Origin of the sequence: Rhizobium sp. B21/90 (assembly GCF_019355815.1) — a bacterium.
GTDB classification, from domain to species: Bacteria; Pseudomonadota; Alphaproteobacteria; order Rhizobiales; family Rhizobiaceae; genus Rhizobium; species Rhizobium rhododendri.
The window spans coordinates 1,181,365-1,195,775 of record NZ_CP072163.1 but is presented as its reverse complement, the minus strand read 5'-3'; the positions used below and the strand labels follow the sequence as shown (position 1 = coordinate 1,195,775).

Below are 14,411 nucleotides of genomic sequence, written 5' to 3'. Positions count from 1 at the left end.
CAGGCGCAAGGACAAAGCCCTTTGAACACAACGACCATATCGTCAATTTGTCAAAACAATCATCGGTACGATATTCTGAAGTTGGTTAGAAAAATAGAATTTTATTGCGCTTTAGCGGGCTGAAGCATCGATTGTCGATCCTTGACAGAGAGCCCCGTCTTTCGCATGCTTGGGGAAGGCTCTGAACCGACAGATTTGGATCGAAATATGCTTTACCCCTCCAACGATCCAACGAAAATAATCGAAGATCTATTGCAGCCGCTCGAGCCGCGGTTGATTGAGATCCGGCGCGACATCCATGCGCATCCGGAAATCGGCTTCGACACCTTCAGGACGGCGCAGCTCGTCGCGGACGAGTTGCGGGCTCTCGGACTTGATCCCAAGACAGGTGTTGGCCGAACAGGTGTGGTTGCGACCATTACCGGCGGTCGTCCCGGACCGTGCGTCATCCTGCGCGCCGACATGGATGCCCTGCCGATAGCAGAGCAGACCGGGCTTGCCTTCGCCTCAACGATCCCCGGCGCCATGCATGCGTGCGGACACGATATTCATACGGCGGCGCTGCTTGGCGCTGCGAGCGCGCTTTTAAGGATTTCGTCCGAGCTTGCCGGATCGATAAGGCTGATTTTTCAACCGGCCGAGGAAACGCAGGAGAGCGGCGCTGCCGCCATGATCGCCGATGGCGCTGCCGACGGTGCCGACCTGGCGGTGGCTTTTCACAATCGTCCGGAAACTCCAGCTGGCAAGATCGTCCTCAACAGAGGCGCCAGCACCGCATCCAGCGACGAGTTCAAGGTGATTGTCCACGGCAAGTCCGGCCATGCGGCCCGCCCGCATGCCGCCATCGACCCCATCGTCGCTGCCGCACACATGATCACCCAGTTGCAGACCCTGATTTCCCGCGAGATGGATCCTTCGACGTCGGCGGTACTGACGATCGGCCATATCCAAGGCGGCGCGACACAGAACATCATTCCCGACAGCTGCATGTTCGAGGGCACGGTTCGATGCCGGTCGCCGGAATCCCGTGACTTGGCAGAGGCCTCCTTCAGCCGGATCTGCCAGGGTGCTGCTGCCGCACTCAACGTATCCGTCGATATCGACTATGTGCGCGGCGCACCGCCGCTGATGAACGACGACCGCCTGGTCGATCGTGCCACGGAAGCGCTCGGAATGCAATTTGGCGTTCTGCCACTTGTAGAGCAGGGTTCCAGCTTCGGCGCAGAGGACTTTTCCTACTTTTCGGAACGCCTTCCGTCCATCCAAATCTTCATCGGTTCCGGCCAGCCCGGTCGTGACGACCGTGTTCACAATTCCGATTATCAGCCCGACGAATCCTGCATCAAGCAGAGCGCCATCGCCTTGACGCGCGTGGCTGTCGAGCTACTCACCTGACACCCATTCCATACCCTCCTACATATCCGGGATCACACTCATGACCATCACACGCAGCCATTTCCTGCGCCTTGGCCTTGCTGCCATCGCCGCAATCGCCATGACACCTGCAGCCACATTCGCGCAGACCCAAACATCCTACGTGTTCGCGACCGAGGGTGCGTTTCCACCTTTCAACATGACCTCTCCCACGGGCGAATTGAAGGGCTTCGAGATCGACATGATCAACGAGATCGGCAAACGCGCCGGCTTCGATGTGAAGATCATTCCCCAGGCTTGGGACGGAATGATCCAGGGCGTGATCGACGGCAAGTATGACGGCGTGATTGATTCCGTTTCGGTCACCGACAAAAGGCGCGAGGTCATCGACTTCTCGCTACCCTACACGACCGGAGGCTCGACCTTCTTTGTCGCCAAGGACAGCGGTCTCGAACTGCCCGGCAACGGAACGTCCGTCGACCTTGCCGACGATGCAGCGACGCAGCCAGCGATCGCCGACATTGCCAAGGTCCTGGCCGGCAAGACTGTCGGCGTACAGGTGTCGACGATCCAGAGCACGTTTCTCACCAAATATCTCGCCGACAAGGGCGTGACGGTCCGCACGTACCCGAACGGGCCTGATGTCTACCACGACCTTCTCAATGGACGGATCGACGCGGGCATGGCGGCGGAGACCAATGTAGCTGCCTTTCTCGAAAAGAATGCTGCCGAAGCCGTCAAGACCGGCCCGTCGATCAAGGGCGGCGTCATGGGGACAGGGTCGGCCGTCGCTATCCGCAAGGGCAACAAGGATTTGCAGCAGAAGCTCGACAAGGGCCTGAAATCCATGTCCGATGACGGCTCTTTGGCTGAGCTTTCGAAGAAATGGTTCGGTATGGTCATCACGCCAAAGCTCTGAGGCCGACATGCAGGCAGACCTGGCGCTTCTTGGATTTGGGCCCGATGGATGGGGCATGGCGCTGTTTCGCGCCGGCCTTACCACGCTTGCCGTTTCCATCTGCGCCTTTATCGTCGGCATGCTGCTGGGGACGCTGGTCGCTTGGGCCCGCGTCGCCGGAAGCTGGCCGATGCGAAAAATCGCGGTTGCCTACACCGTCGTAATGCGCGGCGTGCCGGACATTCTGGTGATCTATCTCTTCTACTTCGGAGGCCGCCAGATCGTCGCGCTTGTCGGACAGGCGCTCGGCTTTGCCGGCCCCTTCGAAATCAGCGGGTTCGTCGCCGGCATGCTGGCCATCGGCCTGATATCGGCGGCCTACCAGTCGGAGGTGCTGCGCGGCGCCTATCAATCGGTCCCGAAGGGAACGATAGAAGCGGGGCGCGTCGTGGGCATGGGTAACTGGCTGCTGTTTCGTCGCGTCATTGCACCGCAGGCGATGACCACGGCCATTCCCGGCCTTGGCAACCAGTGGCAGTCGGTCATCAAGGAGTCCGCGCTCGTTTCGGTGACAGGACTGGTGGAGGTCATGCGCCAGGTCTCGGCAGCAGCCGGCTCGACGCAGGAGGATTTCCTGTTCTATTCCGCCGGCGCCGGCGTCTACCTCGTCATCACTACGATCTCCGGCCAGGTCTTTCGCCTCATCGAACGTCGCAGCCTGCACGGCCAATCGGCAGGAGGCTTCTGATGGACATCCAGTTCCTCGCCGATATCGAGAAGCAACTGCTGGTCGGCCTGCCGCTGACGCTCAATCTCGGCATCCTGTCGCTGCTGGGTGGCGGTTGCCTGGCGCTGTTCTTCAATCTCATTCGCGTCAACCCCATCGGTGAAGCCTTCGTCTCGGCCTATGTCTTCCTGTTCAGGGGCACGCCGCTACTTATCCAGATCTTCCTGATCTACTACGGGCTCGCCCATTTCTGGGTGATCCGGCACACATTCCTCTGGCCGTTCTTTCGCGAACCCTATTGGTGTGGCCTGCTGGCGCTGGTGCTGAACGACGCGGCCTACACGACGGAGATTATTCGTGGCGGCCTGCGCGCCGTGCCAAAGGGCCTCATCGAGGCCGGCAGGGTCTCCGGGATGACACGGCTTACAGTCACCCGACGCATCGTGCTGCCCATCGCCTTCCGCCAGGCCCTGCCCTCCTATTCAAGCGAGGTCATTTCAATGCTGAAATCGACCGCGCTGGTCAGCACCATCACGTTGATGGAGGTCACCGGCATCGCCCGTGCGCTGGTGTCTGAAACCTGGCGCGCGATCGAGATATTTCTCTGCGCGGCGGTGATCTACCTCGCCCTGTCCCTCCTCGTGACGCGGGCCGCCGACTGGATCGAGCGCCGCCTCTCTCCTTGGCAGTTTGGAGCATACCGATGACCGCCCTCCCGGCAATTTCCATCAGCGGTCTGCGAAAGCGCTTCGGTGATAACGAGGTGCTGCGCGGTATCGATCTTACGGCTGATGACGGGGACGTCATTTCCCTGATTGGTGCCAGCGGCTCTGGAAAGAGCACACTACTCCGTTGCATTCCGATGCTCGAGATCCCCCATGAGGGCTCGGTGTCCGTCGGGGCAGACCGCATCTCCCCCAGAGCGGGAAGGCTGTCGCGCAATGAGGAGGCGGCTGCCCGGCGCATGCGCAGCCATCTCGGCTTCGTCTTCCAGGGCTTCAACCTCTGGCCGCACCGGACCGTGCTCGAAAATGTCATCGAGGCGCCGATCCATGTCCAGAAACGCCCTCGGGCCGATTGTATCGCGGAGGCATTGGCACTCCTCGAGCGGGTCGGGTTGGCGGAAAAGCGCGATGCTTGGCCGGCTCACCTCTCCGGCGGGCAGCAGCAGCGCGTCGCCATTGCCCGTGCCTTGGCGCAGCATCCTCGCGCCATCCTCTTCGACGAGCCTACCTCGGCGCTCGATCCGGAACTGGTCGGCGAAGTGCTGAAGGTCATTCGCAGCCTTGCCGAGGACGGCATGACCATGCTGATCGTCACCCACGAAATGGGCTTTGCCCGCGAGGTGTCGTCGCGCACGATCTTCCTCGACATGGGCCTGATCGCCGAGGACGGTACGCCGGAAGAGGTTTTCGCCAACCCCAAGTCCGATCGCTGTCGCTCGTTCCTCAGCGGCCACTTCGACCGTAATCGCTGAGGGTACGTGATGCGCGAACCGATCGACAAGAAGAGCCTGCAGGACAATACGGTGGATTGGCTGCGCGATGCCATCGTTCGCGGCGAGTTTCTTCCAGGCGCCACTCTGACCGAGCAGGGACTGGCGCAGCAAGTCGGCGTCGGCCGCGGAACAGTACGCTCGGCTCTCTTTGCACTCGAGGAGAAGGAACTCGTGATGCGAACGCCCTATTCGAGCTGGCATGTCGCCCATCTCGACGCCCGCGAGATCTCTGAAATCTATTCGATGCGGGCTGCCTTCGAAGGCTTGGCAGCCCGCATCGTATCAGAAAGGTGGTGCGCGATCGACACGACGAGGATCACGGAGGCCTTCGACAATCTCGGTGGCGCGGAGGACGGTGGCACCGATGCAAGGCTGGAAGCAGATCTCGGCTTTCACGCCAGCATCGTCGAGGCCGCCAACCACCGGCTTTTGATGCGCCGCCACGCCCAGCTCGCCGACAAGATGGAATGGCTCTATCGTTGGTCGGAGCTGCACTGGCCGCGTCGGCGGCCGCTCGTTGCGGAACACCAGCGTCTCTTCGAGACCCTGATGCAGGAGAATCCGGAGGATGCCGAGAAGGCCGTTCGCGATCATATCGCGGATTCGATAGCGGACGACATCGCCGGCTTTCATGAACTTCAGAGAGCCAACACCCAAAAACAGAAAGTACATCATGGCTGATATCTTGATCCTCGACGGTGGAATGGGGCGCGAACTGGAACGCATCGGCGCTCCCTTCCGTCAGCCTGAATGGTCTGCCCTCGCGCTGATGGAGGCACCTGATATGGTCCGAAAGGTCCACGACAGCTACATCCGCGCCGGTGCAAAGGTCATCACCACCAACAGCTATGCCATCGTCCCCTTTCACATCGGCGAAGCGCGCTTTCGCGAGCGCGGCGAGGAGCTTGCCGCGTTGGCGGGACGCTTGGCACGCGATGCGGCGGGCGCCACAAATGTCAAGGTGGCAGGCTCTCTGCCGCCCGTCTTCGGATCCTATCAGCCTGAGCTTTTCAACGCCGAACTAGCGGCCGATTATCTCGGCGTCCTCGTTCGCGGGATGTCCCCTTACGTCGATTTCTGGCTTGCAGAAACGCAAAGCAGCCTGGAAGAGGCCACCGCGGCCGCGACTTCAATTCGCCAGACCGGCAAGCCGCTCTGGCTTTCGTTCACGCTTCGTGACGATATTCCGTCCGAAGAGATGACTGAACCGCAACTCCGGTCGCACCAGACTGTCGCGGACGCGGCTCGCCTCGCCGCCGCGCTCGGCGCCGAGGCTCTCTTATTCAATTGCTCGATGCCGGAAGTAATGGCTGCCGCACTCAGGGCCGCGCGGGCCGCAGTGCCTTTGCTTCCCCTCGGCGTCTATGCAAACGCCTTCGGCTCTCAGGATGAAGACGGTGCTGCCAACGAGGTCGTCTCTGCGGTGAGGACTGACCTTGACGCACAATCCTATTGCAATTGGGGCAACCATTGGATCGAAGCCGGCGCGACGATCATCGGTGGCTGCTGCGGCATAGGAACAGATCATATCCACCACCTGACAAACCATTTGGTCTGTGAAGCAACGCGGTAGACGTGCCGATGGCGCTGAACGTGGAAGCAGTTGGAGCGGCGCAATGCAAAGCTGCGGGCCGACAGTTGCTTGTCCAACGACGTCCATGATCTGCGTCACGCGGCGATATTGCGCTGCTTGCACAGGATGTGCATTGCTATTTTCATCGCTGGAAAGCGCCATTTCCCGGTACAGAGATGGCTTGTGCAATTGCAAGCGGCGGCCGATTGCTCGGCGGCTTCAACATAGTTGGCGTGACTGGTCGGAAGATCTCCAATATCCTGCCCCCTTTAAAGAACGCCAACCCGCGCCTGCACCGCGCCTCAGGAGATTTGTTTGTCGAACGATAGCGAGAACGGGACTGCCAGTGAGGGCGCGCCTTCCAGAGAAATTTCAGAAGATGACAAGCGGGCGGTGTCGGAGCGGACGTCGGGATCGGCCAAGGTCGTCCACGAGGTGATCCGGCTGCAGGGCGACGAAGAACTCGCCCGGCCGATCATCTCGCTGCTGTTCTCCGGTTTTGCAGCGGGCGTGGCGATCAGCATCTCGCCTCTGGCGGAAGCGTTCATTGGCTTGCGTCTGCCGGATGCACCGTGGCGGGAACTGGTCGTTGCGCTCGGCTACACTGTGGGCTTCGTCATCGTCATCCTCGGCAAGCTCCAGCTGTTCACGGAAACGACGGTGACTGCGGTCCTGCCGCTGGCCACCCACCCGACAGTTCGCAATCTCGGCCGACTGCTCCGGCTGTGGGCGGCGGTATTCCTTGCCAACATGATGGGCACATTTTTCGTGGCAGCCCTTGTCGCCTCGCAGATCATTGTCGGCCCCGAGCAATTGGCAGCGGCCCTGGAGATTTCGAAAACGGCTCTTGAACATGACTTCGTCACGACACTTCTCCTCGCCACCCCTGCCGGGTTCCTGGTGGCGTCGATTGCATGGATCTTGCCCAATGCAAGGGGCAGCGAGTTCTGGGTGATCCTGCTCATCACCTATGTCATTGCGATTGGCGGGTTCAGCCATGTCGTTGCTGGCTCGGGCGAAGCATGGCTGCTGTTCTTGAGCGGTCAGACGACGCTCTGGGAGGCTGCCGGCGGGTTTATCCTGCCGGCGCTGATCGGCAACATCATTGGGGGTACAGGCCTCTTTGCGGTGGTGGCCCACGGCCAAGTTCGCGACGAAATCACGTAAGCGCTATCATCGGCGTGCACAGCGGGCGGGCTAACCGTGCCGAACCTATTGCAATCCGGCCACGCGAAATTTCGATCCGCGTGCAGCATGAGCGCGCAGATCGCGCCTTGCCTATTTCCTCCCGAAGAAAAGTGCCTACATGCCCAGACTTCCAACGAGGAGGTTGATATGGCCGAAGTTGCGGCGCCCAGGGTAAATCGCTCCATTCTCCAGGAACTCATCGCCGGGCTGAGCGACGGCATCATCCTTGTCGATCCCGACGGCTCGATCGCCTGGGCCAATTTAGCAGCGTTGAAGATGCACCGGGTCGAGGCGGTTAAGGATCTCGGCGAGGACGCAAAGGGCTACCGCCGCAATTTCACGCTGCGGTACCGAAACAACCACCCCCTGGAAGAGGGACAATATCCGATCGAGCGCCTGCTCGTGGGCGAGACGGTCGACGACGTGACGGTGGAGCTCTCGCCGTCTTCGGATCTCGACCTCGTCTGGGTGCACACTGTGCGCAGCCTCGCGATCTCGGATGGTGGCGACAAGCCAGATGTCCTCGTGCTGATCATGCGGGACGAGACACCGCGCTTCGAAGCCGAGGAAAGGTTCGAGCGGGCTTTCAACGCCAACCCGGCACCCGGCCTGATCTGCCGTCTCGACGATCACCGCTTCATCCGCGTCAACCAGGGCTTCCTGGAGATGACCGGCTTTGCCAAGGAAGATGTCGTCGGCAAGAGCGTCGAGACCCTCGGTCTGTTTTCCAACTGCGAAACCGGCGAAGATGCATTGACGAAGCTGAACGAGGGCCGCGTCATTCGCCACCGCGAGGCCCTGGTGCCGTTGCCGGATGGTGGCGACCGGCTGGTGATCGTCGCCGGCGAGCCGATTTCGGTGGTCGAAGAACCCTGTATGCTTTTCACCTTTGCCGATCTGGATGGTCGCAGGAAGGCCCAGAATGCCCTGCGGCAAAGCGAGGAGCGGTTCTCGAAATCCTTCCGGCTGTCGCCTGCGCCAGCGGCCATTTCCCGGCTCGACGACTTCGTCTTCATGGAAGCAAACGACGCCTTCCTGCAGATCTCCGGATATGCTGCCGGCGAGGTCGTCGGGCGGACGGCCGGCGAACTCCATCTCTGGGAGGACGTCGCCGCGCGCCGGACAATCGAGCAAAAGCTGCGCGACAACACCATTATTCGAAACGAGCCGATGCAGATGAAGCAGAAGGCCGGGGGCGCTGCTGAATGCCTCGTCTCCGCCGAGCGGGTGGAAATCAACGACCAGCAATGCGTCATCTGGGCCCTGCAGGACGTGACCGAGCGACGGCGCAGCGAGGCCGAGCTCGTCGAGGCCATTGAAAGCGTCATGGCGGATACCTCCTGGTTCAGCCGTTCGATCGTTGACCGTCTTGCGACCCTTAAGCACAGTTCGACCGGCCGCGCGCCGACGGCGCAACTGTTCGAGCTAAGTGACCGCGAGCGGGAGATCCTGGGGCTGATCTGCAGCGGCCACAGCGATCAGGAGATGGGAGAACGCCTGCACCTGTCGAAGAATACTATCCGAAACCACGTTGCCTCGCTCTACGCCAAGATCGGCGTTAACCGCCGGGCGGCAGCGGTCATCTGGGCAAGGGAACGGGGCTTTACGGGTTTGCCCGAGGGCCAGGGTAAATCTCCCAAGTCTAACGTTGCGACCCCAGCCAAAAAAAGTACTAAATTGACGAAAAAAGGTCACTAGCTACTAGCGGGATTGGTATTTTCCAATCTGCAAGACGCCTGTTCGGAGCGCTATCTCCATTTGCATGACGCCGGCCAGACCGGGGTCAGGATAAACAACGCGAATGAAAGGATAGTACAATGGACAAGAACCGTATCGAAGGCGCCGCAAAGGAACTCAAGGGCACGATCAAGGAAACTGTTGGAAAGCTGACCGGCAACGAGCGGCTGGAAGCAGAAGGCAAGGTCGACAAGGCTGCCGGCGAAGTGCAGAGCACCGTTGGCAAGGGCATGGATGCCGTCAAGGACGCGCTCAAGTAACCGACCGCCACTCTACCCAACCGAGACGATCATTCGGCTCGCCAGACCTGGCGAGCCGAAAATCCCATGGAGGCGAGTTCAAGATGATGTTTTTGCCCTACCCTGCCTTGGCCGTCAGTGCATCCAGCGACTGCTCCACCCGGATCGCAATCGAGTGCCTGCTTGCCTATACCTTCGGCCACGAAGACTGCGAGATCGAAGTCGAGGTTTCGAACGGATGCGTGACCCTCAGCGGCCGTGCACATTCGCAGAGTGCGGCAGCCAGAGCAGTCGAGGTTGCGGGCGAGTTCACGCACAAGGCGGTGCACAGCATCATCGAGATCGCCCCGGGCGAACCTGCGCCCTGAACCTCTCATTCTGAGCAAAACAACGTGAAATCTCACAGCCTCGCGTCTCGTGGGTGCTGAACGAGATCTGAAAAAGGATCAATCACATGAAGAAAGCATTCATCCTCGCCATGGCGGGTAGCCTGGCCCTGTGCTCTGCGGCCTCGGCCACCAGCCCGCACCACCATCGCAAGCACCCGACAAAGCAGGTGGTAACGCAACCGAAGGAACGTCTCGGCACCCTGTCGTGCGAAGTGGCAGGCGGAATCGGCTTGCTAATCGGCTCAAGCAAGGCAGTCACCTGCCAGTTCAAGCAGCGCACCGGTGAGGTCGAACGCTACACCGGGACGATCGGCAAGCTCGGTCTCGATGTCGGCATCACAGGCAAGTCCTACCTCAGCTGGGTCGTCGTCAATACGGCACCGACGAGCGTCGGACAGGGTAGCCTCGCCGGCACCTATGTCGGAGCTTCGGCAGGTGCTTCAGTCGGCCTTGGCCTCGGCGCCAATGCACTGGTCGGCGGCAACTCCAAGAACTTCGGCCTGCAGCCGCTCAGCGCAGAAGTGGGAACCGGCCTGAACGTCGCCGCCGGCGTCTCGCGACTGCAGCTGCGCCCTGCAAGCTAAGGCCCACTAGCCTTCACCAAATCCGAAAACAGGGCTTGGCGGCCCTGTTTTCCAATTCGTTCATGTCACAGGTCCTCGCAACCGGCGCGATTTTGACCGTCGTCGGATTTTCCACGCCCGTACGGACGACTTAAACCGCCGCAGGAAATTTAGGCGAGCCGTGCAAATTCCCGACCTCGCTGTTAGCGTGGCAGCTGTCGTGGTCACTCAAAAGCGGTGAGCGGTTCGGGGCAAATTACAGGCGATGTTGTGCTTTTATCCGCCACAAAACTCGCGTCAATCTTGTAAAGCTGGGCGAAGGGTTTGTCGCCTATCAACTTCAAGCCGCCTGGAAGTGCATATCCCACATATTTGTCCGGCTGGTTTGCGTTCATGACAAGAACATAGTCAAAACGCTTTCGCCAATTAGACAGATACGGCGCCAGGACGGATTCCCTTTCGAGCCAAGAAGGGCAACTCAGTACCCCGGTCGATGATAAATTACCTTCTGGCACCGCAATGGAAGACCATGGCGCCAACACCATGAGAGGCTGCTTGCCGCGTGCCGTGAAGACTGCAGGAACGAAGGCTTGTGCGAAGGGTATCGCCAATGTCGGTAGGTGTCGGAACGTGTCTTCGCCCCAGGCATAGTGTCTCTGCCAACCGCCCAGGGGATCGGCGAGCACAAGATGAGCGAGAGGTAGGATGGCCGAACCCGGTGGGACTGATTCCAGTACCGATATGACGTCGTTGGCGTCGTTTTCGCCTTGCCACCAATTGTAGCTTATCCATGCGGTGCGCCCGAAGACAACGAGGGTCAAGGCGAGCATTATGACACGTGCCTCGTGTCGCGCCAGTTTCGGCAGCGGACAGAACATCACCATGCCCGTGAGTGCGGCCATTATGGGAAAGCGCCAGCTTATCCAGCCGGTCCCCATCATGCTGCGGGGGGAAAGGCAGGCGATGATGGTGAGACCGAGTGCCGCTATCGCAAGTCCCGTGTGCATCCTGAACCGGCCAGTGCGGGCGGCGTTGGTGCAGACCAGGACTACAGGGATAAGCAGCATCACATCGACCACGGAGACGTACGTCCAAATCGCCGAGAAAAGGTTCATCATCTGCCGGGTCGGCGTGGCGTTCCACATCGTCTCCAATCCCAGCGCATTCCCAGGTAAGACCGGCGACCGCAGAAACAACAGAAGCGGGAAAATCGCGCAAGCCAGGAATGCAAGCGCTATCCGAATGGCCAATCTGCTCCAATCGGCCAGTGAACGGCGCAGTTCTAACCGGGGGGAGATTTCGAGACCGCAGATCAGCGCAAGGTAGAACCCCAGTGAGAATAGATGCATTATCGTTAAAAGCAGGGAAGCCAGAAGTCGCCAGACGAATAACGCCCGTCTGTTCCTGACCTGTAAATGCAGATCGACCGATGCAAACAGCAATGCTAAGCCGAGGCCGATCTGGAAGTTGATGAAACCGCCGATAAGCGTCGCGCACCATGCAAGGTAGAGCATTGCGATCTGCCAGTAGTAAGATCCGCCGAACACCTTACGATGCAGTATTATGGCGCCTATTGGCGGGAGCACGATCGCTGCAAAGAGAATAGCGCGTGCCAGCATACTGACACCGATCAACGGTCCAAGATAATGGGCCATAAGATCTATGCCGAGATTTGTGAAGGTGCCGTGCCAGTCGAGCGCATAGATTTGCGCGAGATGGACTTCCGTAATGCCGCCTGCGATCAGCCACATGCGTGTATAGTGGTTCGCATAATCGAGGAGCGGCGGGAACTTGAACGCCGTCACCATCAGTCCTACAATGCCGAGGAAGGCGAAAATCGAGGTGTTGGTGTTCTGCAGGACCGAAACCGCGGTTCCTTTCGGTACGGTTTCGGACTGTGGATCTGAGGGCATATCCACGACGAGGTCGACGGGCCTCATCGGACGGCCCTTGCCCTTGCATTCTCCGGCTGTTCGCCTCCATCCTGCAAGGCTGACGCGATTGCCCTGCGCTTTCCTGCGGCGTCTAAATCTGAGAAATCGCTGGTTAACGTCAGATCTCGTCCATTTTGCAGCAGGCTCTCGATCATGAACATCGGCCGTCGTTTGCTTTCCTGCACCAATCGCCCCAGATATTCGCCAATAATTCCAATGCATATCAACTGGATAGCGCTGAAGGCTGTGACGGCACACATGATACTGGACCAGCCAACGATCGTGTCACCAGAGAGCCACCTTGCGATCGAAAAGATGAGCAGCAAAAATGCAATGCCCGCAGTCGCAAGCCCTAGTGGTTACCGCCTGACATAAGAGTCCTGTATGGGATTCCATTTGCTGGGTTGGCATGCGAGTCTGGCGCATGCGCACAGGAATATCGTTCACCGTTTCGCCAACAGATCACCAACGCCTGATGGCCTTGACCAGGGATCGCAATGCGCCCCAAAAGCACGTCTGGCGGGCCGAGATCATCCTGCTGAGTGCCGATGGCGTCGGGACTGTCGAGATTATGCGCCAGACCGGCAAATCGAAGACCTGCGTATGGCGCTGGCAAGAGCGCTTCGCCACAGAAGGCGTCGAGGGTCTCCTGCGCGACAAGACGCGGCCGTCGCGTATTGTGCGGCTCGGACCCGATGTCGCCGAGCGTGTGGTGGCCCTGACGCTGGCTGATCCGCCGGGCGAGACGACGCACTGGACGGCCGACATGATGGCGACGGCCGCCGGCATCAGCGCCAGCGCAGTCAGGCGTATCTGGAAAGCGCATGGCCTCGCACCTCATCGGTGGCGGCAGTTCAAATTGTCCAACGACCCGAAATTCGTCGACAAGCTGCGAGACGTTGTCGGCCTCTATGTTGATCCGCCAGCCCACGCCGTCGTGTTGTCGGTCGATGAGAAAAGCCAAATCCAGGCGCTCGACCGCACCCAGCCGGGCCTGCCGATGAAGAAGGGTCGGCTCGGCACCATGACCCACGACTACAAGCGGCACGGCACAACCACGCTGTTTGCCGCCCTCAACGTGCTCGACGGCACCGTCATCGGTCGCAACATGCAGCGTCATCGTCATCAGGAGTTCATCCGCTTCCTCAACGCCATTAACGCCCAGGTGCCGGACGACAAGGCCGTCCACGTCATCCTCGACAACTATGCTGCCCACAAGCATCCCAAGGTGAGAGCCTGGCTCGACCGTCACGAGCGTTTCACCTTCCACTTCACTCCGACTTCAAGCTCATGGCTCAACGCGGTGGAGGGTTTCTTCGCCAGGCTGTCGAAGCGGCGTCTGAAACGCGGCGTTTTCCATTCCGTCGTCGATCTCCAGGCCGCCATCAACCGTTTCCTCGTTGAGCACAACAAAAAGCCAAAGCCCTTCACTTGGACCGCCGATCCCGACAAAATCATCGCCGCCGTTAAACGCGGGCACCAAGCGTTAGATTCCATCCACTAGGATAGTACTGACACGCAACGGAGTTGTCGAAAAACTCGTAACGGCGTCCAACGCAAAGCCAATCATTTTGTGCAGAGGATATTTGGTTTCGCCGGCAAAACGTGCGTCGCGTTCGTAGGGCAAGGCAACTTGTCGCCCGCCGATCCAGCTGACCATCCCTCGTATGAACCGATCACGCTCCGGCATAGCCAGCAGGATGTCGACAACCCGGCGGCGCATCAGCCGGAAGTCGCCCGTGTCGCGCGGTATCGTGACAGACGCCAGCCGGGAAAGAAGACGGTAAAAAAGCGAAGCCGAGGCGCGCTTGAACCACGTTTCGCCCTGACGTTGGCAACGCTGGCCGTAGACCACATCGGCGCCACGATCCATGATCGGCATCATCATCAACAACAGTTCCGGCGGATCCTGCAGATCTGCATCGATTAAGAGGATACGCTCGCCGCGGCATGCAGCGAGCCCAGCGGTAGCCGCCAGCTGGTGGCCATGATTACGCATCAAGCGTACCCCAAGGATCTGGGGCACGAGTGCTGTCATTGCAGCAATTATATTCCAAGTTTCGTCGCTGGAGCCGTCATCGACCAAAACAATCTCGAAATCCTCACCGGCTACCGATCGAGCCGCCGCGACGCAGCGACGGCAGAATTCCGATATCCCCTCCTGCTCGTTGTAGCAGGGTGCAACGATTGAGAGGATGAGTGGTGAAATATTGGTCATATGCGCTCGTCAATTTTCAGCTCGTAGCCTAACCTTCAAAGGTCAAGACTTTCTTGCAAAGCAGCAGAAATGC

The 14,411-nt window shown here is 59.8% G+C and carries 15 protein-coding genes and 1 pseudogene; 13 read left to right on the top strand and 3 right to left on the bottom strand.

Annotated features, from left to right (window positions below):
- Positions 1 to 207: 207 nt before the first annotated feature.
- The 12 genes from J5278_RS23590 to J5278_RS23535 all read left to right on the top strand — a co-directional run bounded on the left by J5278_RS23590 (position 208) and on the right by J5278_RS23535 (position 10,207).
- Positions 208 to 1,395 carry a M20 family metallopeptidase gene (locus tag J5278_RS23590; RefSeq protein ID WP_219258545.1) on the top strand — a complete coding sequence of 396 codons (1,188 nt, stop codon included), beginning with the start codon at positions 208 to 210 and terminating at the stop codon, positions 1,393 to 1,395.
- Between the two features lie 40 nt (positions 1,396 to 1,435).
- Entirely contained in the window at positions 1,436 to 2,293 is an 858-nt protein-coding gene (locus J5278_RS23585; protein WP_219258543.1) for an ABC transporter substrate-binding protein, read from the top strand.
- Between the two features lie 7 nt (positions 2,294 to 2,300).
- Positions 2,301 to 3,020 (top strand): ABC transporter permease, encoded by a 720-nt coding sequence (locus J5278_RS23580; protein ID WP_209229684.1) that lies wholly within the window; start codon positions 2,301 to 2,303, stop codon positions 3,018 to 3,020.
- Positions 3,020 to 3,706 (top strand): ABC transporter permease, encoded by a 687-nt coding sequence (locus J5278_RS23575; protein ID WP_142831429.1) that lies wholly within the window; start codon positions 3,020 to 3,022, stop codon positions 3,704 to 3,706. Before J5278_RS23580 ends, J5278_RS23575 begins: the two co-directional genes overlap by 1 nt.
- Positions 3,703 to 4,476, top strand: coding sequence for an ABC transporter ATP-binding protein (locus tag J5278_RS23570; RefSeq protein ID WP_142831428.1), 774 nt, complete (start codon positions 3,703 to 3,705; stop codon positions 4,474 to 4,476). The genes J5278_RS23575 and J5278_RS23570 overlap by 4 nt, the downstream gene beginning before the upstream one ends.
- Positions 4,477 to 4,485: 9 nt before the next feature.
- Positions 4,486 to 5,178 (top strand): GntR family transcriptional regulator, encoded by a 693-nt coding sequence (locus J5278_RS23565; RefSeq protein ID WP_209187974.1) that lies wholly within the window; start codon positions 4,486 to 4,488, stop codon positions 5,176 to 5,178.
- Positions 5,171 to 6,070, top strand: a complete 900-nt coding sequence (locus J5278_RS23560) for a homocysteine S-methyltransferase family protein (protein ID WP_142831426.1) — start codon at positions 5,171 to 5,173, stop codon at positions 6,068 to 6,070. The genes J5278_RS23565 and J5278_RS23560 overlap by 8 nt, the downstream gene beginning before the upstream one ends.
- A gap of 315 nt (positions 6,071 to 6,385) precedes the next feature.
- Positions 6,386 to 7,237, top strand: coding sequence for a formate/nitrite transporter family protein (locus tag J5278_RS23555; protein WP_247750598.1), 852 nt, complete (start codon positions 6,386 to 6,388; stop codon positions 7,235 to 7,237).
- 168 nt (positions 7,238 to 7,405) lie between these two features.
- On the top strand, positions 7,406 to 8,956 hold the full coding sequence (locus tag J5278_RS23550; protein ID WP_219258541.1) for a helix-turn-helix transcriptional regulator: 1,551 nt from the start codon (positions 7,406 to 7,408) through the stop codon (positions 8,954 to 8,956).
- Between the two features lie 119 nt (positions 8,957 to 9,075).
- Positions 9,076 to 9,255 carry a CsbD family protein gene (locus J5278_RS23545; RefSeq protein ID WP_219258539.1) on the top strand — a complete coding sequence of 60 codons (180 nt, stop codon included), beginning with the start codon at positions 9,076 to 9,078 and terminating at the stop codon, positions 9,253 to 9,255.
- 83 nt (positions 9,256 to 9,338) lie between these two features.
- Positions 9,339 to 9,602 carry a BON domain-containing protein gene (locus J5278_RS23540; RefSeq protein ID WP_209186198.1) on the top strand — a complete coding sequence of 88 codons (264 nt, stop codon included), beginning with the start codon at positions 9,339 to 9,341 and terminating at the stop codon, positions 9,600 to 9,602.
- An 86-nt stretch (positions 9,603 to 9,688) separates the two neighbouring features.
- Positions 9,689 to 10,207, top strand: a complete 519-nt coding sequence (locus J5278_RS23535; RefSeq protein WP_142831423.1) for a DUF992 domain-containing protein — start codon at positions 9,689 to 9,691, stop codon at positions 10,205 to 10,207.
- 203 nt (positions 10,208 to 10,410) lie between these two features.
- On the opposite strand, the gene J5278_RS23530 is transcribed toward J5278_RS23535, so the two are convergent.
- Entirely contained in the window at positions 10,411 to 12,099 is a 1,689-nt protein-coding gene (locus J5278_RS23530; RefSeq protein ID WP_219259213.1) for a hypothetical protein, read from the bottom strand.
- Between the two features lie 23 nt (positions 12,100 to 12,122).
- Positions 12,123 to 12,446: a hypothetical protein gene (locus tag J5278_RS23525; RefSeq protein ID WP_219258538.1), complete on the bottom strand. Its 324-nt coding sequence runs from the start codon at positions 12,444 to 12,446 to the stop codon at positions 12,123 to 12,125.
- Positions 12,447 to 12,544: 98 nt separating this feature from the next.
- On the opposite strand from J5278_RS23525, the gene J5278_RS23520 reads away from it, so the two are divergent.
- Complete coding sequence (locus J5278_RS23520; protein WP_111223089.1) at positions 12,545 to 13,624, top strand: IS630 family transposase; 1,080 nt, start codon at positions 12,545 to 12,547, stop codon at positions 13,622 to 13,624.
- Here the strand turns inward: J5278_RS23520 and J5278_RS23515 are convergent.
- Positions 13,622 to 14,338, bottom strand: a pseudogene (locus tag J5278_RS23515) (glycosyltransferase family 2 protein); the annotation flags it as partial. The gene J5278_RS23520 and the pseudogene J5278_RS23515 overlap by 3 nt on opposite strands.
- Between the last annotated feature and the right edge of the window lie 73 nt (positions 14,339 to 14,411).

What these genes read in the sequence shown, in the direction of transcription:
- J5278_RS23590 (WP_219258545.1), top strand. Translation starts at nt 208, where the DNA reads ATGCTTTACCCCTCCAACGATCCAACGAAAATAATCGAAGATCTATTG.
- J5278_RS23585 (WP_219258543.1), top strand. Translation starts at nt 1,436, where the DNA reads ATGACCATCACACGCAGCCATTTCCTGCGCCTTGGCCTTGCTGCCATC.
- J5278_RS23580 (WP_209229684.1), top strand. Translation starts at nt 2,301, where the DNA reads ATGCAGGCAGACCTGGCGCTTCTTGGATTTGGGCCCGATGGATGGGGC.
- J5278_RS23575 (WP_142831429.1), top strand. Translation starts at nt 3,020, where the DNA reads ATGGACATCCAGTTCCTCGCCGATATCGAGAAGCAACTGCTGGTCGGC.
- J5278_RS23570 (WP_142831428.1), top strand. Translation starts at nt 3,703, where the DNA reads ATGACCGCCCTCCCGGCAATTTCCATCAGCGGTCTGCGAAAGCGCTTC.
- J5278_RS23565 (WP_209187974.1), top strand. Translation starts at nt 4,486, where the DNA reads ATGCGCGAACCGATCGACAAGAAGAGCCTGCAGGACAATACGGTGGAT.
- J5278_RS23560 (WP_142831426.1), top strand. Translation starts at nt 5,171, where the DNA reads ATGGCTGATATCTTGATCCTCGACGGTGGAATGGGGCGCGAACTGGAA.
- J5278_RS23550 (WP_219258541.1), top strand. Translation starts at nt 7,406, where the DNA reads ATGGCCGAAGTTGCGGCGCCCAGGGTAAATCGCTCCATTCTCCAGGAA.
- J5278_RS23545 (WP_219258539.1), top strand. Translation starts at nt 9,076, where the DNA reads ATGGACAAGAACCGTATCGAAGGCGCCGCAAAGGAACTCAAGGGCACG.
- J5278_RS23540 (WP_209186198.1), top strand. Translation starts at nt 9,339, where the DNA reads ATGATGTTTTTGCCCTACCCTGCCTTGGCCGTCAGTGCATCCAGCGAC.
- J5278_RS23535 (WP_142831423.1), top strand. Translation starts at nt 9,689, where the DNA reads ATGAAGAAAGCATTCATCCTCGCCATGGCGGGTAGCCTGGCCCTGTGC.
- J5278_RS23530 (WP_219259213.1), bottom strand. Translation starts at nt 12,099, where the DNA reads ATGCCCTCAGATCCACAGTCCGAAACCGTACCGAAAGGAACCGCGGTT.
- J5278_RS23520 (WP_111223089.1), top strand. Translation starts at nt 12,545, where the DNA reads ATGCGCACAGGAATATCGTTCACCGTTTCGCCAACAGATCACCAACGC.